Consider the following 23,517-nt stretch of genomic DNA (forward strand, 5'->3'; position numbering starts at 1 on the left):
ACTCGCCGTGGGGCTACCGTCCGCACTCAAGTCCGCCGGGTTGGCAGACAAGGTCAAGATCGGCGGTGCCATCGGCGGTACCACGAACCTCGAGATGATCAAAGAGGGTCAGCAGGTCTACACCATCCCGACTCCGCTGGTCGACATCGTGTGGCAGCAAACCGATGCAATGGCACGACACTTCGCCGGTCAATCGGTGGAAGCGTCGATGAAGCCGACACCCAGGGTCGTGTGGAATGAAGAGACCATCCCCGCCGACATCTCGACCTTCCCCCCGATTGTTCCGACCGTCGAGGAACAGTACAGCGCACTTTGGGGCAAGTAGCAGCACACAAGAAGGCAGGCGAGCGGATTCACCGCTCGCCTGCCTTTTCGTTTGTGTGCGCCTGACAACGCGCCGGTGCACCTACCGGGATAGGCCGGCGATGAACAGTTGAGCGTAGAGCTCGCCGATCTCAGTGGCCTTCCTGGGGCCCGACTCGTGGTACCACCGGTAGACCCAGTTCGTTGCACCCAGGATTGCCATGGACACCAGGGTGGCGTCCATGTCCTGTTTGAAACTCCCGTCGCGCTGACCATCCACGATGAGATCGCGCACCAGGTCGTCGTAAGAGATCGTCGAGAGCTCCAGCCGCCTGGCCTCTGGCAGCCTCTCGAACTCATGCAGGAAGACGGTTGTTTCGATCATGTTGTCCGTGAGGTGTTTCACGTGCCCTTCGATGGCCTTCGCCAGCCTTTCGGCCGCGGTGCCCTTACCGGAGCTGAGCCGGTGGAAGTTGGCGACGCCCTCCCAATAGACAGTTCGGATGACCTCGTACAGAAGGTCATCTTTTGTCCGGATGTAGTAGTAGAGACTGCCCTTCAACATCCCCAGCTCATCGGCAATCGCCTGCAGTGACGTCGCTGAATATCCTCGTTCGGAGAACATCTTCGCCGATACCTGAAGGATTTCCGTCCACCGCTCGTCGCTGTTCTTGCGGCCGGAACTGGTCTCGGTGACCCTGCGAGCCGACGGCGGCATCTTCAACTTCAACGGCTGGTCTGTTTTGATAGCCCTGGCTCGCGGCTTGTCTTCGGCCACTGTCCACCCCCCAATACACTTTGCCCGGTAACCTACCAGACAGTCAGTAGTTTACCGCGACGGCGAGACGCGAAATGAAGAGTATGGCGCGGTCACGGGAGAAGCGATTGATTCGGGCCGCCACCATCGATGATCAGGCGGTGCCCGGTCACATAAGACGCGTCCGCACCGATTAAGTAGGCCACTGCGTTTGCGACGTCGCTGGGGCGACAGACCTGACCCAAAGGGGAACGGCTGTCCAATGCCGAGGCGCTCGCTTCTCCTGAGGCGGCCCGGGCGAGCTTGTCGCCCATATCCGTTGCCACAAGCCCCGGCGCCACCGAATTGACCCGTACGCCGAACTCGCGCTCTTCCCTGGCCATGACCGCCACCGTGGCGTCGAGCGCGGCCTTGCCTGCGGCGTACGGTGCCGTACCCGCCGGCAGGAGATCTGTCACCGTGCTCGAGATGAACACGATGCTGCCCGCTTGTTCCCGTAGCGATCCGATGGCCGCGCGAGAAAGGGCGACGTTCGACATCGTGAACAGCTGGAACAATCGCAGGTACTCGTCGTCGGAGCTCTCTACCGACGACTTGCCGCGCGATGCCGCCCCGGCATTACCGACCAACGCCGAGATCGGTCCCAGCACACCTTCGGCCCACTGAACGACTCGAGCGGCCTCACTGGCATCGGAGAGGTCCGCTTGTCCGGAGATCGCCACACCCCCGGCCGCCGCAACAGAGTTCACGACCTCTGCCGCCGCGTCGCTATCGCGCCGAAACGTGAAAGCCACGTCATGGCTCTCGGCCAGACGCTCCACGATTGCCCTGCCGATTCCGCGAGATCCACCGGTCACCAGTGCTACAGGCTTCTTCATCCTTCTTCTCCTCTGGATTCCAGTTCCGCTCGGCCCGCGACAACTGCGACTCCGTCGGCACTCACCTCGACCTGGTAAACAGCCGGGCCAGTCTGGGTTTCGTCCTGGTCCGCCTCGACGCGGTGGCCGGTGACGGCCACCGTCTGGCCCGCCACCACGTTGCCCAGCAGTCTCACCTTCAAACGACAAACCCGAGCGTCCGGCGCGTGGGTCTCGAACATGTTGTAGATCAACGCGATCGTCGACGGACCCTGATTGATCTGCTTGGAACCGAATCCGAGCCTCGCGGCCGAACGACCGTCGAGGTGGATCGGGTTCGGGTCCCCGAGCAGCAGAGCGAGGGTCTTCATTCGCTGTCCATCGACCTCGTCGACACTCCATCGCATCGATGGGGGCTCAGGGGCTGTCACTGGATGCCTCCTCGTTTGACCGCATACACATTGGTCACCCGAGCCGCCACAGTCCGATCGTCCACAAGCCGGAACTCGCACGTGATGAGGTCGAAGTCACCGAAGGCAGCGCCGTGCTTGCGGCGGACATCGCGCACCTCGCCTTCCACCCGATATGTGCGATCTCGGGCGATGTCCTCCTCGAGCTCGATCGTCGTCTCCGCCAACACAGGTCCGTCGTCTATCGAGGTGCGCAGCAGGGTGAAGAACTCGCTGACGCTCACGCCCATCCCCCGCTGCGCTCCGATGAACGCGGCGATCGGATGCGCATGGTCCGACTCGCCTGCATAAACGGTGTCTCGGAGGATCCAGTCTTCGAAGCCCGCCAGCTCGTACGTGCCGCCCGGCACGGACGTGCCGATCAGGTCGCCCGCAGGTCCAGTGGAGTCATTCATCGCGACACACCGTCAGAACGACCTGGGCATACCCAAGCCCTCAGCAATTCCGTTGCGGGCCATCTCATTGGTGATGGGTCCGATTCGGAAGAGGCGGACGTCTCGCCAATAGCGCTGCATGTTCGTCTCTGCCGAATAGCCCATTCCGCCCAGGATCTGCAGACCCAGGTCGGCACCTTGGCCCGCAAGCTCGGACGCCACGACCTTCGCCATGTTCGACGCCTGACCGGCCTCCTGACCCGTCGCCTGCAACCACGCGGCTTTGAACACCATCAGCTCGGCCTGGTCTCGCCACATCGCGATGTTGGCAACATGGTGTTGCAGTGCCTGGAATCGAGAGATCTTTCCTCCGAAAGCTTCTCGCTCATCGGTGTATTGCAGCGCGTCCTCGAGTACGCCGTCGAGAATGCCCACACAGAACGACGCCAACATGACCCGCTCGTTGTTGAGGGTGGGGAGCAGCATGTACCAGGCGTTACCCGGCTCTCCGAGAACGTTCGCGTCGGGCACGAAGACATCGTCGAGGAAGACGTCACAGGACCCGAGCGAACGCATACCCAGCTTCGGGATCTCGTTGATCTTCACACCGTCGCTGGCTGTCGGGAGGATGAAGAGCGTCAGGCCTTGCGTTCGCTTGCTGACGGTGTCGTCGGTTCGAGCCAGCAGCAAGATGTAGTCGGCCACATGCGACATCGAGCTCCAGGTCTTCTGGCCGTTCAGAACCCAGCCGCCGTCGACCTTGCGTGCTTTGGTCTTCATGGACCCGAGAAGGTCTGTCCCACCACCGGGTTCGGTGAAACCGATGGCCCATTTGTCCTCGCCGGCACAGATTCGCGGCAGGTAGTAGCTCTTCTGCTCTTCGTTTCCGTAGATGCCGACGGACTTGCCGCCGGCGAACGAGGTGATGCCCCAGACCCAGGTCAAACCCGCCAGGGACCGAGCCAGCCCACGCGCCAACAACATCTGCGTGACGATGTCTCCACCCTGGCCACCATACTTTTCTGACAAGCCGATGCCGTGGAACCCGGCCTTGCTCATCTTGTCCCACAGCTCTTCGGGAAACTTGGACTCGTCCTTCTCCCATGCCAAGGCCGCCGATTTCGGCGCCTCTGAGTCCACCCAGTCACGAATCGATGAGACAAAATCCTGTTGTTCGTCGGTCAATCCGAATTCCATTGTTTCCAGCTCCCTTGTTGAGAATTGCTCATGCTTGTGTTGTACCGATGGCTACTGCCACGGTGCGATGATCACCTTCCCGAAAGCCTGACCACTCTCGAGGCGCGCAACCGCATCCGCCGCCCTGTCCAACGGGTATGTCGAATCGATCACCGGCGCAATACCTTTGACCGCACAGTAAGAGACCACCGCCTGCAGATCCGCGACAGTTCCCAACGACGAACCGTGGATCCGGACGTGAGGCAAGAACACCCGGTTGAGGTCGAGCGTGACCTTGCAGCCGGTGGTCGCGCCGCTGACCACCACTGTTCCACCAGGTTTCACCGACCGCATCGAGTGATCCCACGTGGCGGCTCCCACGGTGTCGAGAACCAGATCGACCCGCGCGGGCAGACGTGAGCCGGACTCGAACGTCTGTGAGGCCCCGATGGTCTCGGCCTTCTTGGCTCGCACCTCGTCGCGGGTGGTCACCCACACCCGAAGTCCGGCAGAGGAGGCCAGCGTGATCGCTGCGGACGCAACTCCACCACCGGCTCCCTGGATCAACACCGTCTCACCAGGTTTGGCGTGCCCGGCGATGAACAACATCCGGTAGGCGGTCAGCCACGCCGTCGGTATACCCGCGGCCTGCTCGAAGCTCAACGACTCCGGTTTGTCCACCACGTTGCGGTCGGGCACCATCACGTACTGAGCAGCGCCTCCGCCGGTGACCTCGGCAAGCATCTTCCGGTTCGGATCCAACAACTCACCACCAGAGAAAGCTGGGTCCGACACGAGCGAATGTGCAAGGATCGCCCGCCCATCCGGCGTCGATCCGGCTATGTCCGAGCACAATCCGAGAGGAAAATCCGCGGGGGCGGTACCCACACCGCGCATCGACCAGAGATCGTGTTGGTTCAGTGCCGCAGCGCGCACAGTGATGCGGGTCCACCCGGCGCGGTCTTCGGGTTCGGCGCAGTCAACGACCGCCACAGTCGAACTCAGGTTCTCGCCAGTGATCTCCCGCGCGATAGCTTTCCTCATCTGACTCACTGCCCTTCGATTGGTATGGGTGACGTACGAGCGTTCGTCGTGGGGACAAGATGAAAAGGCGACCCGAGCGTCCACCGGGGCGACCCCTCCGCGGAGTCGGAGTGCACGGCGCCACGTCCGACAAAATGCGCGTCCTCGATCAGCTCGATTGCCGTCTGTTCGACGGTGACACAGGTGTCGTCTCGTTCCAGGAGATCTTTCCAGTGAGCACCCGGCTGTGTGGCAATACGCGAGCCGACGACGGCGGCGAGCTCGGGATCGAATTGCCGCGCAACCCAATCCGGCTCGTCGAGCAGTTCGGCGACACGCCTCCAGAACTTGGGCTCGAGAGCCCCGATCGATACGTTGCGCCCGTCTTGTGCACGGTAGATGTGGTAGCAGGGCAGGCTGCCGTCCAAGGGCGCGCCGGTGCTCCCGTCACCGCCGGTTGCCAGGGCAGCGACGGTCTGCAGTCCAGCGACCAGGAGCGCCGAATCAGCGAGGGCCAGATCGATATGGACGCCGGCGCCGTGTGTGCGCGCCGAATGTAAGCCCGTGACGACGCCCAACGCCGCCAGGATCCCGCCGCTCACATCCGCGATCTGAACTGTCGGCATCTGTTCGGCGCCACCGAGGACTCCCGTGAGCGACACGAAATTGACGTCGTGCCCCGCGGCGGCGGCCCGTGGCCCGCTCTGCCCGTAACCGGACAACGACACGTAGACAAGTCGATCGTTGCCCGCCGACAGGTCCGAATAACCGACTCCCAGTCGATCGGCGACTCCCGGCCGAAAACTCTCGATGACCGCGTGTGAACCGGCCGCCAACTCCCGGACCCGTTCGCGCCCAGCACGGTCCTTCAGGTCGAGTCGTTCAGAGCGCTTTCCGCCATCAAGGTATTGATGCTGCACAGACGAGTCCGGCAGGACCCTCGGGTGCAGCGCTCTGACCGGATCGCCGGCCAGGGGCTCGATCTTCGTCACCGCGGCACCCAGGTCGGCGAGCAATCGCGTGGCCGTCCCACCCGGAAGCATGCTTGTCAGGTCCAGCACGTTCACACCACGTAGGGGTGACCACACCTGTTCGGCCTCGGTCATCGGATCAGCTGCCGTCCGACGATATCTCGCATGATCTCGTTGGCTCCACCGTAGATTCGCTGAACGCGCGCGTCACGCCACCGTCGCGAGATCGGGTATTCGTCCATGTAGCCGTAACCCCCGAAGTACTGCAAGGACTGGTCGAGCACTCGGCTTTCCAAATCAGTGGCCCAGTACTTGATCCCGGCGGCATCGTGCGCCGTCAGCTCCCCGTCGTTCAGCGCGACAACACAGGCATCGACGTGACTCTGCGCCACTTCGATGTCGGTGTGCATGCTCGCCAGCCCGTGCAGAACTGCCTGGTGAGATGCAATCGGCTGTCGAAATGTCTTGCGTGCACGGGTGTGTTCCAGTGCCAGTCGCAGTCCTTCGCGGGCGCTCGCCACTGCGTACACCGCTATCGACAGGCGTTCGCGAGCAAGGCTTCGCTTGACGAGATCGAACGCGTTGCCCGCGACACCCACGATGTTGGCGCGCGGCACCCGGCACCCCTCGATCACGATCTCGGCGGTGTCCTGCCCCTTGCGTCCGGCCTTCTTCAACGGTGCTTGCTGGATCAGTCCTCTGGTGCCGCGTTCGATCGCCACGAGCGTCATGCCTCGTCCCTCACGCTCGCCGGTGCGCGCAAGTACCAGCACGAGGTCGGCCGAAGACCCGTTGGTGATGAACGTCTTCGAGCCCTCCACAACAAGGTGGTGTCCGTCGTACGTCGCTTTCGTGGTGATGGCAGCAAGGTCCGAACCGGTTCCGGGTTCCGTCATCGCGATGGCAGTGACCAGTTCACCTGAGACGAAACCGGGGAGCCAACGACTCCGCTGATCCTCATCGGCGTACTCGATCAAATAGGGCGCGAGGATGTCGTTGTGCAAAGCGAAACCGTCGGTTGCGATCCCACTCGCTGCGACCTCTTCCTGGATGATCGCGTTGTACCGGAAATCGTGGATGTCGACTCCACCGAACTGCGCTGGTGCCTCGAACCCGAGGAACCCGAGTGCGCCTGCCTTCTTCCAGAACTCACGGGGCGTGACGCCCGCCGCCTCCCATTGGTTCACATTCGGAACTGCCTCCGCGTCGATGAACCGGCGAAAGGAATCGCGGAAGGCATCGTGCTCTGCGTCGAACAATCTGCGCCGCAGGGTCATAGCCGAGTCGCAGCGTCGAGGCGTACGAACTCGCCGTTGAGAAGGGTGACCTCCATGAAGCACTTCACCAGCGTCGCGAAGTCGGCTGGTGTTCCCAGGCGCTTGGGGAAAGTGTGCAGATCGACCAGGGCAGCGCGCCGCTCCTCATCAATACCTGCCAGCATCGGCGTATCCATGATCCCGGGGGCCACCGACATCACCCGAATTCCGTGGATCGAAAGATCTCTCGCCAGCTGCAGGGTCAGCGCGATCAAAGCCCCCTTGCTCGCGGTGTACGCCGCCTGGCCGGTTTGGCCCTCCAAACCGGCGGCCGACGAGACGTTGACGATCAACCCGCGCTCGCCGTCGACGCCCGGGGTGTTCTTGGCCATGGCTCCCGCCACGTGTCGGATCACGTCGAACGTCCCGACGAGGTTGACGTCGATGGTCCGTGAGAACGTGTCCAGCGAATGCAGGCGTCCCTTGCGATCGACAACCCGCTGGGCGGGCGAGATGCCGGCAGCGTTCACGCACAGGTCGATTCGACCCTTGTCAGCGATCACATGCTCGACGGCTGCCTCGACCGCCGACGGGTCGGAGACATCGGTCGGGATGAAGGTGATGGCCGGAGACGTCGCGGCCAGCTGAGCCGACGGACTCGATTCCAGGTCGAGGATGACCGCTTGCGCGCCGTTGTCGACGAGCATCTGAACCACCCCGGCCCCGAGGCCTCCCCCACCGCCCGTGACAACTCCGACAGCGCCGGCCACCTTCATATTCCTGCTCCTTTTGATCGCAGTCGTCTGATCCGAAAGGGATCGATGCGCAATGGGCACTCTTGGGTCCACAAGTCCACTCGCGTCCCGGTATGTCGATAATTTACCATACGACCGGTTGGTAGTTCCAGCAGTCTTCCAGCCGAATCAGGCTTGTTTGCGGTCAGAAAAGCCATCGCTGCGAAAAGCAGAGGACGCAGGTCAAGCCGCCGCACTGAACCGCCACACATTGTCGATCAGTCGCCTGGTCAACCGGCCTTGGTCCACCAAGACGTCCAGGTGAGCGAGAGTCTCACTGGCAGCAAGTAGGCGGTCCATGCCCTCCAAGGAGTCGAACGACACCCGCTTACTCCGCCACGGCAGCATTCGCGCCGATTCGAGGGCGCATACATTTGTCCGACCATCTACCGTTTGGTAGATTTCGTCGAGGCGGTGACGGTGATGGGCTTGAATCTCCTCGACTCGTTGACGTGATGCGAATCCGCAGGCGCCGTGTGCCGGCATGACCCGGGAATCGGCCACCTCGCTTGTGCAATCGAGTGAGGCGAGGTAGTCGCGCAAGGGAAAGCGCGCGGGCACCGGCTCGAATCCGACCGACGGGGTGATCGCCGGCAAGAGATGATCACCCGCGAACAACAGCCCGGTGGCGGGTTCGTGGAAGACCACGTGGCCTCTCGTGTGGCCAGGTGTCCTGAGCGCCAGCAGATTACGCTGATCACCGATCGCCAGCTGCGCAGCGTCCTCGATCCAGGAATCTGGTAGACCCCAAAGGCCATGTTCGATCGGGCCGCCGGCGTCCAGGAGCGAGGTGACCTCGTCCCCCAGTCCCGCGCTGAGCAGCCTGACCGCGAGATTTTGCGGCATCTGCACGGGCGCCGCAACCATGTCGAGCACGCCTTCCTTCTCGCCGATCCCCAGCGCGAGTGGGATACCCAGCTCCTCGCGGAGCGCTATCGCCTGCGACAGGTGGTCGTAGTGCAGATGCGTGACCAGAATTTGCTTGATGTCCTGCAACGTGCCCCCGAACGTCAACAGTCCAGCAGTCAGCGCAGCTCGTGATTCGCTCGTGTCAGCGCCCGAATCGATCAGAACTACGCCGGAATCATCGACCAGCGCATAGACATTGATGGCAGCCAGACCGGACTCGGGCAGCGGCAAAGGGATTCGGTAGGTGTTGGGCGAGATCACCTCGACACCGCCGCGATACCAGTCATCGTTTCTGCCAATCACTTGTTGCACTTCCTCTGGGTATCTACTCGGCATCTGATCGCCGATGCGCTTGATGGGGTGTCAGCGATGCACAAACGACGGGTCGCGCCTCTCCAGGAACGCCGCCATACCCTCCCTCATGTCGGCCGAGTCGAAGACTTCGAGAAAGAGACCTCGTTCGTGATCGAGTCGACTCGGATCCACGCGGGTGTGAACACTGAGTGCGCGTTTGATGTTTCGGACGGCGAGCCACGGGAGGCCGGCGATTTTCTGTGCGATCTCCACGCTTTCGCCGAGCGCGTGTCCTGGGGCGGAGACCCTGTTGATCAGCCCGAGCTCGAAGGCTCGCTCGGCCGGCACCAGCGTTCCCAGAAGCATGAGTTCAGCGGCGGCCGCAGCGCCGATTCGTGCCGGAAGGCGTTGGGTTCCGCCACCACCCGGAATGAGGCCGAGTCTGACCTCGGGCAAGCCGAGAAGGGCGTCCGGGTCAGCGACGATCAGGTCGCAGATGAGTGCGACCTCCAATCCCCCTCCGGCAGCAGTTGCCTGTACAGCCGCAATGATGGGCTGTTCGAGATGGCTCCAAGCGTCGAACACCGCTCGCGCTGCCCTGGAATGCTTCTCGGCACCACCAGGTCGACTGAGGATGGCTTCGAACTCCGCTATGTCAGCACCGGCCAGGAAGGCCTTCGTGCCCGCGCCCGTCAGCACCACCACCCTGACGTTCACACCTTGATCCCGAATGTGGTGTGTGGCGTCGAGCAACCCGTCGAGCACCGCCTGGCTCATCGCGTTCACCGGCCCGTTGGAGACGAGCACCGTGGCCACTCCGTCATGGACATCCACTGAGACCGGACCGAACTCAATCATGTGTCCTCCGCGATGCGCCCGTGCGCTGGTCCATCAGGCCGTACACCGCGTCCCACTGTCGAGTGGGCCCACCGAGGTGAACGATGGCTTGCGCAGCTCGCTTGACATGCCAGTGCACCTCGTGTTCCCAGGTGAAGCCGATGCCGCCGTGCAGCAGTATTACCGATTCGCCTATGGCACGAGCACTTTCGACGGCAGCGACGGCAGCAGCAGTGGACAGAGGGTAAGAGTTGCCGCTCGCGGCCTCCCACTCATTGACCGCCGCGCGAACCAGAGCCCGGTCCAATTGGATTCTCATCCAGCTCTCTGCACAGTTGTGCCGAAAGGCTTGGTACGAGCCGACCTTGCGACCGAATGCAGATCGTTGCGCCCCGTACCCCACCGTGATCTCCAGAGCCCTGGCTTTGGAGCCGTTCACGTCCGCCGCGATGCCGATCTTGCCCGCCGACAAGCTTCGCGCCATGGCGTGTTCGGCATCGCGGCCCCGGGCGAGCTCCTGAAGGCCTCCGGACCCAGCGTGCGCCAATTCACCTTCCAGGATCAGCACACCATCGCGTCGCACCGTGCTCAGTACCCAGATCGGCTTGTCTGCCTGTTGGCCATGAGCGAGAACGGGTCCCGCAACGGTGTTGTGTATGCGCAGACGATCGACCGATTCGTGCTCGGGGTCCCATGTTTCGGGTGGAACGAGTGCGCCGATCGCCTGGCCCTGTGCGATCAGACCGGCAAGCTCTTTTGCGACGTCGGTTCCCGCGCAATTCAATGCGGTCGCGGCCATCACCGAACTCACCAGAAAGGATGTCTCTGCGTGTCCGCGTCCGAGCTCGTCCTGCACGGCCACTGCATCGCCGAGCGTTCCACCATCGCCACCGACGTCCTGGCCGACCATCAAACCGCCCAGGCCCAGATCGTCGAGGATCTGCTCATCGGGTAGCGGCCCCGACCGCGGCGGCGGAGGCGTTGCCAGCCACCGGCGGAGTCCGTCTCGTAAAACAGTGTCGGTACTCACGGCCTCGCTCCGTTTGATGGTCCCGGCGCAAGGTCGTGGCGGGGTTCCTTGGGGAGCAGCAGCACCCTGTCGGCGATGACGTTCTTCAGCACTTCGTCTGTGCCGCCGCCGATACGAGTACCGAACGATCCCAAGAACGATTCCGTCCAACGATCGGACATCTGCCCCCGGGAAGCCAGCACATCGCATGCCAGCCGGCCGATCTCGGTTTGCAGACGCCCGATCATCAGCTTCAGAATCGAACCTTCCGGGCCGGGTTGCGCCGTGTCACCCCGCAGAGCGAGGACCTCTTCGTGGTGGATCTGCTCCACGGCCCGGTAGTCGGCGAAGATGCGTGCGGCACGAACGCGATCAGCCTGGTGCACTGCACCTTCGGCCAGTAGTGCCAACAGCCCCGGCCAGGGCACGTTCGCGACGCTCATCGCCAGGCGCTCGTTCATCAGGGTGGTTATGGCGACCTTCCATCCTGAGTCGACGGCACCGACCACAGCGTCGTCGCCCAGCTCGACGTCGTCGAGAAAGACCTCGCAGAAGCCGTAGCCGCCCGGAATCTGCCGGATCGGGCGGACGCTCACACCCGGTGCGGTCATGTCGATGACAAAGGCGGTCAGACCGTCATGCTTTGGTTTGTCCACGGCGGTTCTCGCGAGCACGTAGCCGCGGTCGGCGAAGTTCGCCCCGGAGTTCCAGACTTTCTGGCCCCGTAACCTCCAGCCATGACCGGTGCGTTCGGCGCGCGTGGTCAGCGCCGCCAGATCCGAACCGGCGGCGGGCTCGGAGAACAACTGGCACCAGACATCGCGGCCATCGAGTATCCGTGGCAGGTAACGCATCTTCTGTTCGTTGCTACCCCACCGAAGTAGGGTCGGTGTGATCATCATCTTGGCGATCGCAAAGGTCTCGTAGTCGAGCTTGTACCGCGACTCGAGCTCACGGAAGACCTCGGCGTCGTATGCGGTCATGCCCTGTCCGGCCCAAGCGGTCGGAACTGCCAGCCCGGCCCAGCCCTGCGCCGCTTTGAGCGCTTCCCACGCCCGCGCGTTTGCCACGACGTCTGCCTGCTCCTCGATGGAGCGGTTCGGAAAGCCGGTGTACCTCGGGTCGGGGTCCTCGAAACCGGGCGCATTCGTCGCCAGCCAGGTTTCAGCCCTGCGCGAGAAATCAAGTGCCCCAGCGTCGGCCACGGATTGCGTCATGGAACGCTGACCGCCAGCGCATCGCCCTGCCCGAGGCCACCGCAAATGGCGATCACGGCCCGGCCCCCGGATCGTCGGGTCAGTTCGCGGATGGCCGTCAGTGCGAGCCGTGCGCCGGATGCCCCTGGCGGGTGCCCGACCGCGATGGCGCCGCCGTTGACGTTCGTCCTGTCGAGGATCTTCTCCGCCAGGTCGCGATCACCCTCGGCCAGTTCCAGAGCCGAGACAAGTGGAACCGCCGCGAACGCCTCGTTGATCTCGATCAGGTCCACGTCCGACAGGGTCCAACCCGCCTTCTTCAGCGCCCCCGAGATGGCCGGGGCGGGTGCCACAGCGATCTCTCGAGGGTTCCTCGCAATGGAGTGCCACCCTCGGATGGTCGCCGCGATGGGCAATCCCAACTCTTCGGCACGCGAGCGCCGCGCCAACGCGACAACGCAAGCGCCAGTGGATAACCCGGGTGCATTCCCGGGGGTGACCGTCGGGCTGTTGTAGACGGTTTTCAGCTTGCCCAACGCCTCGAGCGTCACGCCCCAGCGCGGCTCTTCGTCCTGGTCCACCAGCACCTCGGTTCCCCGCGGACCGGCAACAATGATGCCTCGCAACTCCTCATCGAAGAACCCGGCGTCGAGCGCGGCGAAATAGCGTTCTTGCGAACGCATCGCCCAACGGTCCTGCTGGGTACGGTCCACGCCGTATTCGAGGGCTACTTCCCCGGCGTCGACCGACACCGGCTTGCCACCGATATCCGCTCCGGGGCTGTCGATCGGGTCCTTCATCGACAGGGCGCCCCGCTTGTGGCCCCATCGCTGATCTGCAGACAACATGAACGACGATCGGCCCATGTTGTCAGCACCGCCCGCGAGGACGATGTCCGCCTCGCCGAGCGTTATCGACTTGGCAGCCAACTGGATTGCCGTCGCCGAGGAACAGCACGCTCGATCGATGGTCATCGACCGGACGGTGTCCGGCAGCCCGGCTCGGATGGTCGCAGAGCGGGTTGGGATCGAGCCGTCGATCGCATACTCCGCCGGCATGGTGAACCCGAGGAACACCTCATCGACGCGGTCGGGCGCAATCGAGAACTCGTCGAGCACCGAACGCAGCGCATGCGCTGCGAGATCGATACTGGAAACCTGCCTGAGCGCGCCGCCGAAGCGCGAGAAAGGCGTTCGTAGCCCACCCACCACCACGACGTCGTCGAGGTCGGTTCTGCCGGCGTCACCGTGCAGCGCGGAACCTGCCATCGAGCTCATCTCGGAGCCAGTCGCGTCGCGGCGTCGAGTCGGACGACTTCTCCGTTGAGCAACGTGTTCTCCAGGAAGCTCGCGGCGAGTCGCCCAAAATCTGAGGGGGTTCCAAGACGCTTGGGAAAGACGTGGATGTCGGCCAACTTCTGCTTGAGCGAGTCGTCTACGTCGCCGAAGGCAGGCGTATCCATGATGCCGGGGCAGATGGTCATCACCCGGATTCCGCTGGTGGCCAGATCTCGAGCCATCGGCAACGTCATCGCGATCACTCCGCCTTTGGCAGCGGCGTACGCCGCCTGACCCACTTGGCCTTCGTACCCGGCGATGGAGGCCGTATTGATGATCAGCCCCCTCTCCCCGCTCTCACCCGGCTCGTTTCGAGCCATATGGGCTGCAGACCAACGGTTCACGTCGAACAACCCGATGAGGTCGAGCTCGACGATCTTCCGGTAGAGGTCAAGCGGATGCGGGTTCCCCGCCCTGTCGAGCATGCGTGCACCCGGCCCGGCGCCGGCGCAGTTGACACTCACGTCGATGCGGCCGAAATGATCGACCACCGATTGCACTGCGCTCTCGACCACATCCGGATCCGTGACATCGCACTCGAAGAAAGCGGCGCCTCGACCCAACCCTTCCGCGACATCCTTGCCTCGGGAGCGACCCAGATCGAGAATGGCCACCTTTGCTCCGCGTTCGGACAAAAAGCGCACAGCCCCTTCTCCGAGGCCCGAGGCCCCGCCGGTGACCAAGACGACCGAACCTTCGATCTGCACGTCAACTCCCTTTGTCGAAACTGTCCGAACACCTGATGACCGGCGTGGATATGAACTTCCGGCGAGTACTTCGGGCATCACGCACCGTGGAGTACACCGTCAATCGAGAATGCATCAAACCCGGGCCGATAGCAACCATTCGTTTGGTAGTCCGAGGCGGTTATTTACCTGTTCACCGCAGTCCGACACAGATTGCATGCTCAGTTTTCGAAAACCCAGGCGGTCAAACGGTTGTTTGTCTAAGCTCCTCTACACGCGAGTGCAGCGAAAACGGACTGGAGCTGAGATGATTCTTTCGGAGTGGGTCAGCGGGTGGGCTCGAATCAAACCGACCGCCGTGGCGGTCGGGAGCCAGGACCGAGTACTCACTTGGCAAGAACTCGATCAGCGGGCCTCGCAGATCGCCCACGCACTCGAAGATCTCGGCATTTCGCCCGGAGACCGCGTGGCCTGCCTGTTGAACAACCGTGTCGAGTACTTCGAGATCCTGACGGGCGTCACCCGAATGGGGGCGATTTTTGTCCCGCTCAACGCCATGGCCACCGCGCCGGAACTGACCAACGTGGTCAACGACTGCGGCGCCCGGGCAATCTTCACCGACGCCACCTTCTCCGGGATCCTCGGCCCACTGCTCGAGGCGACACGGACGATGATCATCGATGTCGACGGGAGGCTCGACAACGGGCATCAGAATCTCGACGGCCTGTGCCGTCTCGCGCCCACCTCGTACGACTCTGTCGCGAGGGGCTTCGACGACCCCGTCTGCATCTACTACACATCCGGCACCACTGGCCTTCCCAAGGGCGCCGTCATCAGCAACGGCAACATCCACTTCGCGACGCTCAATTGGCTTGTGGATCTGGGCTTTTCTCAGGACGACCGGTTCTTGCTGAATCTGCCGATGTGTTTCACCGGCGCGATGGCGATCGCGGCACCGGCGCTGCATGGCGGCATAACAATCATTCTCGAACGCAGCTTCGACGCTGCGCGAACACTCGAGCTGATCGAGGTCGAGCGGACCACGTTCATGGTCGCCGTTCCGACCATGGCCCTGGCCATGATGCGTCACCCCGACTTCGCCACCCGCGACCTGTCGTCGATGCGCATGGTGCTCTGCGGCGCCGCACCGGTACCGATGTCCGTCTTCCAGACCTGGACAGAACGGGGGGTGGCGTTCATCAGCAGCTTTGGCATGACCGAGGTGGCCGGCGGATTCGCCATGGTCACCCCGGTCGATCAAGCCGCCCAGCGACTGGGCAGCGCGGGCCGGGCTTGCCTGTACACCGAGGCGATGATCCAGGCCGAGGACGGCTCGAGGGCTGCGACCGATGAAGTCGGCGAACTCCTGATCCGAGGCCCTTTGGTGTTCAAGGGATACTGGAACAACCCGTCTGAGACGCGGAGTGCCGTAATCGATGGATGGCTACACACGGGCGACCTGGCCCGCTGCGACGCCGACGGATTCTTCGAGGTGGTCGATCGCAAGAAGGATGTGGTGATCTCCGGCGCGCTCAACATCTATCCCGCTGAAGTCGAGCGCGCCCTCATTGCCCTCCCCGGCGTCCTCGACTGCGCAGTGTTCGGACTGCCGCATGAGACATGGGGCGAGGAGCTCAATGTCGCGGTGGTGAGGTCACCGGAGGTGGAACTGAGCGACGAGGACGTCATCGCGTTCTGTCGGGTCAACCTTGCGTCATACAAGGTTCCCAAGCGGGTCCACTTCATGACGGCTCTTCCCCGGACAACGAGTGGAAAAGTGAAAAAACGTGCGCTGCGCGACGAGATCAGTGCGGCCCTCAAATGAGCGGCACACCTTGCAGAGCAAACCTGTTCGTGAACGTCTTGCTGCCCCAATCAAACGATTGTATGGTGAACCGGTGACCGAAGCCACAACTGCGACCGTGCCTGCGCTCATCCAGCGGGCCACACAGCTGTTTCCTGACAACGACAGTTTTGTCTTCCCCGAGAGCCGACAGACGTACGCGGAACTGGAGGGCTCGGCGCTCGAGGTGGCACGGTCGATGACAGCCATGGGGATCGGCCCCGGAGATGCAGTCGGGGTGATCATGCCGAACTGCCCCGAGTTCCTGCACGTCATGTTCGGCACGGCCATGATCGGCGCCTTGTTCGTACCGATCAATTCGCGGCTGGCTCCGCGCGAGCTCGCCTACGTCATCCCCGACGCCGACATCAAGTTGATCTTCACCACCGACGTCGTCGACGAACACGTGGACTACGTCGCGCGGCTGCACGCCGCCTTTCCGCAACTGGCTTCGGCAGCAGTCGGGAGCACTCCCGAAATACCGAGCGCGCCTTCCCTCGTCACGGCAGTGGTCCTCGGAAGTCGGTCAGCACCAGGCTTCAAGACCCAACAAGAGTTCCTCGCCCTGGCAGACCTGGTCTCGGCCGATGACGTGAGAGCGAGAGCATCGGCCATCCGTCCCGACAGCCCGTACATCATGATGTACACCTCCGGCACCACGTCGGTACCCAAAGGGTGCCCCCTCACCCACGAAGCCGTGGTCAGACTCGGAACCGCAGTCGGCGAGGAGGCTTTCCGGATAACCGAAACCGACCGGATGTGGAACCCGCTGCCGATGTTCCACGTCAGCGCGCAGGCGCCCATGATCGGGATTCTCAACGCTGGGGCAACCTTCATCTCGATGACGCACTTCGATCCGACGGAGGCGATGGACCTCATCGAGCGAGAGAAGGCCACCTTGCTCTATCCGGCGTACCCGACGATCACCGGACCTCTGCTCAATCATCCTCGATACAACGCCGACACGTTTGCCGGGGTGCGGGGGTTGTTGACCGTCGGACCGCCAGAACTACTGGCCGAGTACCAAGCGCAGCTGCCTCACACGAGCCACGTGAGTTGTTACGGGTCAACCGAAACCGGCGGAATCGCAGTGATGGGCAAACTCACCGACTCGCCGGAAGATCGAATCACGTGCGGAAAGCCGTTCGAAGGGATCGAGATTCAGATCCGAGATGTCGCCACCGGCGACGAGTTGGGGGTCGGTCAAACCGGCGCTCTGCACATGCGCGGTTACAACCTGTTCTCGGGCTACCACAACGACCCACAGAAGACAGCCGACAGTTTCGACTCCGCCGGATGGTTCTTCACCGGAGATCTCGCATCGATCGACGAACGTGGAAACATGAGTTTCCGCGGACGCACCAAGGACATGCTGAAGGTCGGCGGCGAGAATGTCGGTTGCCTGGAGGTCGAGGCGTACCTGATGACTCACCCCGATATCGTGCTCGCAGCAGTTGTCGGAGTTCCGGACGCGAAATACGGTGAGGTCCCGGCAGCATTCGTCGAAGTTCGACCCGGTGCCCACGTCGATGAGTCGACAATGACCGAGTTCGCGCGGGTCGGACTCGCAAAGTACAAGGTGCCGAAGCTCTTTCGTTTTGTCGACACATGGCCGATGTCTGCCACGAAGATCCAGAAGCACCGCTTGCTGGACCAACTGAGCGACTCGACTCCGTCACCGATCTCCTGAGGCCGACGACGCGGCGGTCAACTCCGTAGCCCTGTCCGCCGTGTCTCGCTCGGCCTCTACCTACCGATTCATCCAACGCGGCGAACGCTTTTCGGCGAACGCAACCATCCCCTCGCGCATGTCCTCACTCACCAGCAGGTCGTCGATGGCCGACGACGGTTGGCCGGCCGCTGCCACCGTGTCCGCGATACCCTGCGTCTGCGTCATGATCTCCAACGACGTACGCACCGAGGTGGGAGAGACCGAAAGCAACTCCGCCGCCAGTTCGCGCGCGCCTTCGAGCGCCCGACCAGCCTCTACGACACGATTGACAACACCGTGCTGCAACGCCGTCGATGCGTCGATGCGCTTTCCGGTCAGAATCATCTCTGTTGCCACCTTTTCCGGCACACACCGCGGCAGGCGCACGAGCCCACCTGCTCCGGCGACCAGCCCCACCTTCACCTCACTGAGGGCAAACACCGCCGCTTCGTCCGCGACCACAAGATGACACGCCAGCGCGATCTCGAAACCGCCACCCATCGCAAAACCGTTGACCGCAGCGATCACGGGCTTGTTCATCCCAGAACGCGACGTCAGCCCACCGAATCCGGTTCTGGGCACCCACATTTCGCCACCCGTCGCCGAATACACCAAATCGTTCCCAGCGGAGAATGCCTTCGTTCCCGCTCCGGTGATGATCGCGACCCACAGATCCGAATCGGCGAAGAAGGCGTCGAAGGCTTCTTCGAGCTCGTCGTTCGTCGGAGGATGGAGACTGTTGCGCACATGAGGTCGGTTGATCACGATCTCGAGCAGATGGCCGACCCGTGTCACCTCGATGTGTTCGTAGTCAGTGCGCAACCGCGGTGATTTCCGCGCAAGGAGCTCCGACATACGGGATTTTGTCGTCGTCACGCGGTTACCGCGATTCGTCGAACGCACGAACACCCTGGCGCCGAAGGGTTTCTCATCATCGAGCAAGTGGAACATGTCCGGATCATCATCGACGACGTTCGCCACGAACCTCCGGCCATCGGACTCCAGACGGCCCACGACGATCCCCGTCTTGCCAGTTCTGCTGTGGGTGATCGTGTACGTCTCCAGCGTTGCCCATCCGTCAGCGCTCTCTGCGTGCGTGACGGTCGGCGACGTATCGATGTCGGATTGCAGCTGAGCGCTGTGCCCGTCTTTCCACCTCACCGGCCTCGTCGAATAGATGCCGGCCGAATACTTGCTCAACAAACCGCCGTTGGCGCCTACGAGTCCGTACCCATTAGGCATGTCCCGCAGGCGAACCACCGTCTCGGCGATCGCATGCATGGAGTAGTTGTTGCCGGCGCCGCCGAAGAAGGGCAGCCCTCCGGTGACGGTGAGTCCTCGCGGATCGTCTGTTGCGAGCCCGAGTCCATCGCAGAGCGCGAACACCGCAATCGGGAAGCAACTGTAGAGATCGAGCGTCGAAAGATCATCGAGCTCGACTCCGGCCAGATCGAGCGCGCTGCGCACCGCGAGGACCGCCGCCGGGGCCGCGCTCAGGTCCGGGCGCTCGACGAGCCGCTGTTCCACAAGGTCTGCGTGGCCGTGTAGAAACACCCACTTGCTCTCCGGCACACCGAGTTCACGCGCAGCGGCCACCGACATGAGGAGAACTGCCGCACCCTGGTTCACCTGATCACGTGCGACGACGAACCTGGTGTACGGGTCTGCGATGAGACGGTTGCGGTCGGTGGGAGTGACGAGTTCATCTGCGCTGCGCTGCGTAGGTGCCGCCGCGTGGGGGTTGTTCGCCGCGACCGCGGTGAAAGGTGCGAAGAGTCGACCGATCTCCGATGCGTACTCCGATCGGGTCTGTCCTGACCGCGCTCGCCGCGCATTCTCGAACAACGCGTACTGGGCAGGCGCACCCGTGAGTCCATGACGTGCCAGATCAGCAGACATCAAACCCTTCAGACCATAACCGCGGTCTTCCAGATCTCCACCGGCGAGCTCGTTGAAATCGGGTTTGTCCTCCGCTCGCGCAAAAGCTCTCTCGGTGGAGATTGCCTCGGCGCCGAACAGGAGAGCGACCTCGCAGTGTCCCGCCGCGATGGTTGCCGCCAATTCGGTCGCCAAGTGCTGCGGCGATTGCCCGCCGGAGACCTCCAGGATCGCCCGCCTCGGGTCGGCACCGATACGTCCGGCGACCGATCGCGGGTAGTTGTTGGACCTGCCCAGCGGTGCCACCGCATCGGGCGTCGAGTTCTCGAATTGTCGAACCCCGGCGACGGTGTCGATGGCGGCGACGACCGCGCGAGGATCAGCACCACAGTCGGAGATGGCCTGCCGGGCAGCTTCAGCTGCCAGGTCGACCGCCGACATCGGGGGCTCCTGCGAGCCCTCCAAACGCTGGGACGCCTGTCCCGCACCGACAAAGACCGGCGTATGCGGATCGAGTTCGGACGACCGTGTCATCGTGCTGTTGTCGATTCTGCCGAGACGAGAGCTCCGAGTTCTGCGAGCCGGCGCTCACACGATGAGATCATCTCGGCGGCGATCTCCCGAGCAGGACGCAGTTGCCCGAATGAACCCACCACCTGACCGATGAAGAACGACTCGAGTGCACGGGCACCCTCGTTGCCCTCCTCCGCTGCGGCGTCGATCCGATTCCATGCCTCGTTGACGAGCATGGGCTGCAGCGGCATCGGAAGCGGCGATGGACTACCGGGCTGATCCCACTCGTCGTGGTAACTGCTGCGTAGCTGGCGTGCCGGCTTGCCGGTGCGAAGCGGTGATCGCAGGGTATCAGCACTCGACGCAGCCAGAAACTTCCCTTTGACCGCCAGCGGCGTGATGTCCTCGTTGCTGCTGAGCCACACCGATCCGCACCACACACCCGCTGCCCCGAGGGCAAGGGCCGCCGCCATCTGGCGGCCTGACGCGATACCGCCTGCAGCCAGCACCGGCATATGGCCTGCGAGATCGACGATCTCGGGTGTCAGCACCGTGGTCGAAATAGTGCCGGTGTGGCCTCCGGCCTCGGTCCCCTGGGCTATCAACACATCAACGCCGGCCTCGATCTGCCGCACCGCGTGTTTGGCCTGCCCGACCAGTGCCGCCACCACTATGTCGGCCTTCTTCGCTTGCGTCACCAGGTGCGGGGGCGGTGTTCCCAGGGCGTTGGCTATCAGCGCGATCGGGTGGGAGAAAGCCACCTCGAGTAGAGCATCGGCGCCTTCGGAGTTGATGCTCGCCATGATCTCGTCCCGAGCACCACCAGCGGCGAGAGTGGCGTCTCCCAGCGCCGGAATGCCGTACTTGTCGAGGAGGTCGGCCACGAAGGCATGGTGCTCGGCAGGTATCTGGGCTCGCAAACTGGCGATCAGGTCCGCGGGGTCCCCTGCTGCCACCTTTTCCGGCACCAGGAGATCGACGCCGTACGGGCGACCGTCCACCTGCTGCTCGATCCAAGTCAGTTGAGCGTCAAGCTCTTCGGGAGTGTAGGCGGTGGCCGCCAGAACCCCGAGGCCACCTGCGTTCGTCACTTCCGCCACAACGCCGGGTGAGCGGTTGAATCCGACAAGCGGATGGGAGATCGCGAGCAGGTCGGTGAGGGGGGTACGCATCACAGAGCATCCTTTTTAGTCCAGGTGATCACAGCATCCAGGGCTTCCACAACGGACCCTTCGATGCGCAGGGGATTGATTTCCATGGATTCGAGGTCGTCACCGAGGCCAACGGCGAGATCCCCGAATCGGGAGATGACGTCGGCGACGGTCTCCAGGTCTGCCGGCGTCGTACCGCGCGCTCCGGTCAGCAGCGCTGCGCCGCGCAGTCGTGTCAGCATCCCGGCCGCTTGCTCCACACTGACCGGCAACGGCGCCAGAACGGAGTCGTCCAGGACCTCGACAAAGATGCCACCGAGAGCCACCGCCAAGATCAGTCCCCACTGTTCATCGCGCACCACCCCGACGAGGAGTTCGATTGCCTGGGGACGCATCGGCGAGACCAAGGCCCCTTCGATCGTCGCCCCGTCGACCTGCGCTCCCGCACCCACCACAGCATCGAAGGCTTCGGCAACGGCTTTGTCTCCGAACACATTCAGCCGCACGCCGCCGATGTCGCTCTTGTGCAGGATCTGTGGTGACGAGACCTTGATCGCCACCGGACCTGCGAGGTCGGTGGCGGCCTCGACAGCATCAGCCACCGAGGACACCAGGCGGGCCGGCACCAGCGGGATCCCGCTGTCGGCAAGCAGTCGTCTCGTCGTGTCTTCCGACCATGTGCCACGCCGGAGACTCAGCTCGGGCACGATCAGTTCCCGCGGTTTGTCTGCGGATCGGTTGATCTTGTCTCGTCCCGCGGCCGACCACCGTCCGATGTGGCCCAGGGCGACCATGGATTGCCGCAGTCCTGCCAACACGTACGGGATACCCGCCTGCGCAAGAACGTCTTTCGTACGGTCGGTGATCGGCTGTGAGACCTGGTTCACGTAGATGACCGGTTTGGTGGAGCGGGCAATACCCGCGCCGATCGCATCGGCCAGCCACTGTTCGGCCCACGGCTCGGTCGATGGCCGCCACGGCAAGGAGTTGACCGCGATCACCACACCAACCGATGGATCTGTGGACATCGCCTCGATGGATCGGGTGAAGATCGTCGGGTCACCGACAGCAGCACCGGTGACGTCAAGGGGGTTCTGAACAGTGCCGTAGTCGGGCATGATCTCGGCCAGGAGTTCAGTTGTCTCAGCAGCTATCTCGGGAATATCAGCACCGAGGTCCTCAGCTCTGTCCGCCAGGATGTCGCACGCGCCGCCCGATATGGACACCACGCCGATACCCGGCTTCGCGAGCGGGCCGAGGTAGGCCGCGGCGCCGGCCGTGAGCAACATGTCCTCGATCGAGTCGACCCTGATGACCCCGAGATCCCGGAAGATCGCATCGGTCACGCGATCATCGCCGACGAGAGCCCCGGTGTGGGCAGCGGCAGTGCGGGCCGACAGTTCACTGCTACCGGCTTTCAGGACAACCACGGCCTTACCCGCTTCCGCAGCACGGCGCGCAGCCGCCCGGAAGACCTCTGGATGGCGGATCGTCTCCATGAAGATCGCAACAGCCCGAGTGGTGTCGTCCTCGACCAAGAAATCGAGCACGTGGCCGGCCGTGACCATCGCCTCATTGCCCAAAGTCACCATGTAGGACAGACCGACTCCCGACAGAGACGCGAAGTCCGCCATGGCCTGGGAGCTGGCCCCACTCTGAGACAGCAGAGCCACCGGACCTGATTCATGAGGCAGCCCCGGGATCGAGGTCACCGGTATCTGGTCCACGAAGTTCGCGAAACCGAGATGATTCGGACCGAGTAGCAACATGTCCAGCGATGCCGCGTGATCGACGAGCTCGCGTTGGGCGTTAGTTCCCGCCTCACCGGCCTCGCCGTAGCCTGCGGACAAGATGACCGCGTTGCGTATTCCCGCGGCTGCCGCGTCTGACAACGCATCGAGTGTTGCCGCCTGCGGCACCATCATGAACGCCGTGTCCACCGGTTCCTCGATGTGGAGGCAGCTCGTCACCGTCGGCGTGCCGTGCGTGTCGACCCCACGTTTGTTGACCAGAAAAGTCTGTTTGTCGTAGGCGAACTCCACCATGTTCGCGTAGGCATTACGGGAGAAACCTGATTTGTCCGACGCACCGACGAAGGCGACGGCCTGTGGGCGAAACAGAGACTTCAATCGTTGCGGTGATATTTCAATCGTCATTCGATGTTCCTGTCTT

21 protein-coding genes are annotated in these 23,517 nt (G+C 63.2%); 3 read left to right on the top strand and 18 right to left on the bottom strand.

The window, feature by feature from the left end; translation table 11 throughout:
* Positions 1-7 precede the first annotated feature (7 nt).
* Complete coding sequence (locus tag KXR83_RS24030; RefSeq protein WP_437427006.1) at positions 8-325, top strand: hypothetical protein; 318 nt, start codon at positions 8-10, stop codon at positions 323-325.
* Between the two features lie 81 nt (positions 326-406).
* Here the strand turns inward: KXR83_RS24030 and KXR83_RS24035 are convergent, their stop codons facing one another.
* The 15 genes from KXR83_RS24035 to KXR83_RS24105 form a co-directional block, all read right to left on the bottom strand.
* Positions 407-1,081, bottom strand: coding sequence for a TetR/AcrR family transcriptional regulator (locus KXR83_RS24035; protein ID WP_116916734.1), 675 nt, complete (start codon positions 1,079-1,081; stop codon positions 407-409).
* 92 nt (positions 1,082-1,173) lie between these two features.
* On the bottom strand, positions 1,174-1,938 hold the full coding sequence (locus KXR83_RS24040) for an SDR family NAD(P)-dependent oxidoreductase (RefSeq protein WP_437427007.1): 765 nt from the start codon (positions 1,936-1,938) through the stop codon (positions 1,174-1,176).
* Positions 1,935-2,348 carry a MaoC family dehydratase gene (locus tag KXR83_RS24045; RefSeq protein WP_437427008.1) on the bottom strand — a complete coding sequence of 138 codons (414 nt, stop codon included), beginning with the start codon at positions 2,346-2,348 and terminating at the stop codon, positions 1,935-1,937. The genes KXR83_RS24040 and KXR83_RS24045 overlap by 4 nt, the downstream gene beginning before the upstream one ends.
* A complete protein-coding gene (locus KXR83_RS24050) occupies positions 2,345-2,782 on the bottom strand; it encodes a hypothetical protein (protein ID WP_437427009.1) in 438 nt (145 codons plus the stop codon). The genes KXR83_RS24045 and KXR83_RS24050 overlap by 4 nt, the downstream gene beginning before the upstream one ends.
* A 12-nt stretch (positions 2,783-2,794) precedes the next feature.
* Entirely contained in the window at positions 2,795-3,958 is a 1,164-nt protein-coding gene (locus KXR83_RS24055) for an acyl-CoA dehydrogenase family protein (protein ID WP_437427010.1), read from the bottom strand.
* Between the two features lie 51 nt (positions 3,959-4,009).
* Positions 4,010-4,981 carry a zinc-binding dehydrogenase gene (locus KXR83_RS24060; protein ID WP_437427011.1) on the bottom strand — a complete coding sequence of 324 codons (972 nt, stop codon included), beginning with the start codon at positions 4,979-4,981 and terminating at the stop codon, positions 4,010-4,012.
* 5 nt (positions 4,982-4,986) lie between these two features.
* On the bottom strand, positions 4,987-6,066 hold the full coding sequence (locus KXR83_RS24065) for a CaiB/BaiF CoA transferase family protein (RefSeq protein WP_437427012.1): 1,080 nt from the start codon (positions 6,064-6,066) through the stop codon (positions 4,987-4,989).
* Positions 6,063-7,208, bottom strand: coding sequence for an acyl-CoA dehydrogenase family protein (locus tag KXR83_RS24070; protein WP_437427013.1), 1,146 nt, complete (start codon positions 7,206-7,208; stop codon positions 6,063-6,065). Before KXR83_RS24070 ends, KXR83_RS24065 begins: the two co-directional genes overlap by 4 nt.
* Positions 7,205-7,963, bottom strand: a complete 759-nt coding sequence (locus KXR83_RS24075) for an SDR family NAD(P)-dependent oxidoreductase (protein WP_437427014.1) — start codon at positions 7,961-7,963, stop codon at positions 7,205-7,207. The genes KXR83_RS24070 and KXR83_RS24075 overlap by 4 nt, the downstream gene beginning before the upstream one ends.
* A 201-nt stretch (positions 7,964-8,164) precedes the next feature.
* Positions 8,165-9,193, bottom strand: a complete 1,029-nt coding sequence (locus KXR83_RS24080; protein WP_437427015.1) for an MBL fold metallo-hydrolase — start codon at positions 9,191-9,193, stop codon at positions 8,165-8,167.
* 60 nt (positions 9,194-9,253) lie between these two features.
* On the bottom strand, positions 9,254-10,042 hold the full coding sequence (locus tag KXR83_RS24085) for an enoyl-CoA hydratase/isomerase family protein (RefSeq protein WP_437427016.1): 789 nt from the start codon (positions 10,040-10,042) through the stop codon (positions 9,254-9,256).
* Entirely contained in the window at positions 10,035-11,051 is a 1,017-nt protein-coding gene (locus KXR83_RS24090; RefSeq protein ID WP_437427017.1) for an acyl-CoA dehydrogenase family protein, read from the bottom strand. Before KXR83_RS24090 ends, KXR83_RS24085 begins: the two co-directional genes overlap by 8 nt.
* Positions 11,048-12,247: an acyl-CoA dehydrogenase family protein gene (locus tag KXR83_RS24095; RefSeq protein WP_437427018.1), complete on the bottom strand. Its 1,200-nt coding sequence runs from the start codon at positions 12,245-12,247 to the stop codon at positions 11,048-11,050. Before KXR83_RS24095 ends, KXR83_RS24090 begins: the two co-directional genes overlap by 4 nt.
* A complete protein-coding gene (locus tag KXR83_RS24100) occupies positions 12,244-13,494 on the bottom strand; it encodes a thiolase family protein (protein WP_437427019.1) in 1,251 nt (416 codons plus the stop codon). The genes KXR83_RS24095 and KXR83_RS24100 overlap by 4 nt, the downstream gene beginning before the upstream one ends.
* Positions 13,495-13,499: 5 nt before the next feature.
* A complete protein-coding gene (locus KXR83_RS24105; RefSeq protein WP_437427020.1) occupies positions 13,500-14,270 on the bottom strand; it encodes an SDR family NAD(P)-dependent oxidoreductase in 771 nt (256 codons plus the stop codon).
* 286 nt (positions 14,271-14,556) lie between these two features.
* Between KXR83_RS24105 and KXR83_RS24110 the strand changes: the two genes are divergently transcribed.
* Positions 14,557-16,074, top strand: coding sequence for a class I adenylate-forming enzyme family protein (locus tag KXR83_RS24110; protein ID WP_437427021.1), 1,518 nt, complete (start codon positions 14,557-14,559; stop codon positions 16,072-16,074).
* Positions 16,075-16,147: 73 nt separating this feature from the next.
* On the top strand, positions 16,148-17,782 hold the full coding sequence (locus KXR83_RS24115; RefSeq protein WP_437427022.1) for a class I adenylate-forming enzyme family protein: 1,635 nt from the start codon (positions 16,148-16,150) through the stop codon (positions 17,780-17,782).
* A gap of 60 nt (positions 17,783-17,842) precedes the next feature.
* Here KXR83_RS24115 and KXR83_RS24120 read toward each other — a convergent pair whose 3' ends face one another.
* From KXR83_RS24120 to KXR83_RS24130, 3 genes are read right to left on the bottom strand one after another with little or no spacing between them, the layout of a single operon-like run.
* On the bottom strand, positions 17,843-20,215 hold the full coding sequence (locus KXR83_RS24120) for an acetyl-CoA acetyltransferase (RefSeq protein WP_437427023.1): 2,373 nt from the start codon (positions 20,213-20,215) through the stop codon (positions 17,843-17,845).
* Positions 20,212-21,366: a nitronate monooxygenase gene (locus KXR83_RS24125; protein ID WP_437427024.1), complete on the bottom strand. Its 1,155-nt coding sequence runs from the start codon at positions 21,364-21,366 to the stop codon at positions 20,212-20,214. The genes KXR83_RS24120 and KXR83_RS24125 overlap by 4 nt, the downstream gene beginning before the upstream one ends.
* Positions 21,366-23,501, bottom strand: coding sequence for an acetate--CoA ligase family protein (locus KXR83_RS24130; protein WP_437427025.1), 2,136 nt, complete (start codon positions 23,499-23,501; stop codon positions 21,366-21,368). The genes KXR83_RS24125 and KXR83_RS24130 overlap by 1 nt, the downstream gene beginning before the upstream one ends.
* Between the last annotated feature and the right edge of the window lie 16 nt (positions 23,502-23,517).

The sequence above is a fragment of the Williamsia muralis genome (genome assembly GCF_051487485.1).
Classification (GTDB): domain Bacteria; phylum Actinomycetota; class Actinomycetes; order Mycobacteriales; family Mycobacteriaceae; genus Williamsia; species Williamsia muralis_B.

Bases quoted from the DNA above. Each gene is read 5' to 3' on its own strand.
- KXR83_RS24125 (WP_437427024.1), bottom strand. From the start codon at position 21,366: ATGCGTACCCCCCTCACCGACCTGCTCGCGATCTCCCATCCGCTTGTC.
- KXR83_RS24070 (WP_437427013.1), bottom strand. From the start codon at position 7,208: ATGACCCTGCGGCGCAGATTGTTCGACGCAGAGCACGATGCCTTCCGC.
- KXR83_RS24060 (WP_437427011.1), bottom strand. From the start codon at position 4,981: ATGAGGAAAGCTATCGCGCGGGAGATCACTGGCGAGAACCTGAGTTCG.
- KXR83_RS24085 (WP_437427016.1), bottom strand. From the start codon at position 10,042: ATGATTGAGTTCGGTCCGGTCTCAGTGGATGTCCATGACGGAGTGGCC.
- KXR83_RS24050 (WP_437427009.1), bottom strand. From the start codon at position 2,782: ATGAATGACTCCACTGGACCTGCGGGCGACCTGATCGGCACGTCCGTG.
- KXR83_RS24065 (WP_437427012.1), bottom strand. From the start codon at position 6,066: ATGACCGAGGCCGAACAGGTGTGGTCACCCCTACGTGGTGTGAACGTG.
- KXR83_RS24120 (WP_437427023.1), bottom strand. From the start codon at position 20,215: ATGACACGGTCGTCCGAACTCGATCCGCATACGCCGGTCTTTGTCGGT.
- KXR83_RS24040 (WP_437427007.1), bottom strand. From the start codon at position 1,938: ATGAAGAAGCCTGTAGCACTGGTGACCGGTGGATCTCGCGGAATCGGC.
- KXR83_RS24130 (WP_437427025.1), bottom strand. From the start codon at position 23,501: ATGACGATTGAAATATCACCGCAACGATTGAAGTCTCTGTTTCGCCCA.
- KXR83_RS24100 (WP_437427019.1), bottom strand. From the start codon at position 13,494: ATGGCAGGTTCCGCGCTGCACGGTGACGCCGGCAGAACCGACCTCGAC.
- KXR83_RS24095 (WP_437427018.1), bottom strand. From the start codon at position 12,247: ATGACGCAATCCGTGGCCGACGCTGGGGCACTTGATTTCTCGCGCAGG.
- KXR83_RS24055 (WP_437427010.1), bottom strand. From the start codon at position 3,958: ATGGAATTCGGATTGACCGACGAACAACAGGATTTTGTCTCATCGATT.
- KXR83_RS24110 (WP_437427021.1), top strand. From the start codon at position 14,557: ATGATTCTTTCGGAGTGGGTCAGCGGGTGGGCTCGAATCAAACCGACC.
- KXR83_RS24075 (WP_437427014.1), bottom strand. From the start codon at position 7,963: ATGAAGGTGGCCGGCGCTGTCGGAGTTGTCACGGGCGGTGGGGGAGGC.